At 52.9% G+C, this 1,587-nt stretch carries 1 rRNA gene; it reads right to left on the bottom strand.

What is annotated here, in order from left to right:
- Positions 1 to 1,272, bottom strand: a 23S ribosomal RNA gene (locus HMPREF2920_RS09865); the annotation flags it as partial.
- Positions 1,273 to 1,587: the final 315 nt, after the last annotated feature.

Raw genomic sequence — 1,587 nt, 5'->3', positions numbered from 1 at the left:
AAAAGGTGATTGCCGCGGCTTCGGCGGTGTACTTGAGCCCCACTACATTGTCGGCGCAGAACCACTCGACCAGTGAGCTATTACGCACTCTTTCAAGGATGGCTGCTTCTAAGCCAACCTCCTGGTTGTCTTCGCGATCCCACATCCTTTTCCACTTAGCACACCCTTAGGGGCCTTAGCCGGCGATCTGGGCTGTTTCCCTCTCGACTACGAAGCTTATCCCCCGCAGTCTCACTGCCGTGCTCTGACCTCACCGGCATTCGGAGTTTGGCTGATGTCGCTAAGATGATAGTCCCGCTAAACCAACCAGTAGCTCTACCTCCAGGAGGAAACACACGACGCTGCACCTAAATGCATTTCGGGGAGAACCAGCTATCACGGAGTTTGATTGGCCTTTCACCCCTACCCACAGCTCATCCCCTCAGTTTTCAACCTAAGTGGGTTCGCGCCTCCACAGAGTCTTACCTCTGCTTCACACTGGCCATGGGTAGATCACCCCGCTTCGGGTCCAGGACATGCCACTAAAAAACACACTAGTTAGTATTCGCTTTCGCTACGACTACCCCACCAAACGGGTTAACCTCGCGACATGCCGCTGACTCGCAGGCTCATTCTTCAAAAGGCACGCCATCACCCCACAAAAAAGGGCTCTGACGGATTGTAAGCACATGGTTTCAGGTACTATTTCACTCCCCTCCCGGGGTACTTTTCACCATTCCCTCACGGTACTAATCCGCTATCGGTCATAAGCAGGTATTTAGGCTTACCGGGTGGTCCCGGCAGATTCACAGCAGATTCCACGAGCCCGCTGCTACTCGGGCAACACACCAATTGCACGCACGGGTGTTTCACGTACCGGACTCTCACCGTCTACGGCAGGACATTCCAATCCACTTCCGCTACACCCACACAACACAACGCAGGACTAGCAGACCCTGCAAAGTGCATCCCCACAACCCCACGCACGCAAACCCTGCCAGGTATCACACGCACGCGGTTTAGCCTCATCCACGTTCGTTCGCCACTACTAACGGAATCACAATTATTTTCTACTCCTACGGGTACTGAGATGTTTCACTTCCCCGCGTAACCACCAATTAGACTATGAATTCATCTAACGGCGACCGCCCACAACGACGGCCAGGTTTCCCCATTCGGACACCCTCGGATCAACGCTCAGTTGGCAGCTCCCCGAGGCCTATCGCAGCCTCTCACGTCCTTCATCGGCCTACTATGCCAAGGCATCCACCATGCGCCCTTACAACACAACACACAAACAAATAACTAAGAACAATCACAAACAGAAAAACTGCTTGACAAAATCGAACTTACAGAAAAACAAGATGCTCGCGTCCACTATCCAGTTCTCACACAACACCCACACACCACACACAAACCACCAAACAGCAGCCTGCCCGCAGCACGCAGCAACCTGTAAACAGGAACAACAACATGTGTCATCCCAGACACCCAACAGCGCACCAACAACCAACCAACACCAAAGGAAAGCACAAACGCTTAAAATCATCACACGCACGCGCAGACCACCACTTCAGTGATCTAACCAGTAGGTGTTCCACCCAAAAA

This window comes from Corynebacterium sp. HMSC075F02, assembly GCF_001838335.1.
GTDB lineage: Bacteria > Actinomycetota > Actinomycetes > Mycobacteriales > Mycobacteriaceae > Corynebacterium > Corynebacterium jeikeium_D.
Note: the sequence above shows the minus strand (reverse complement) of the source record. Positions and strands in the feature narration are given on the sequence as shown.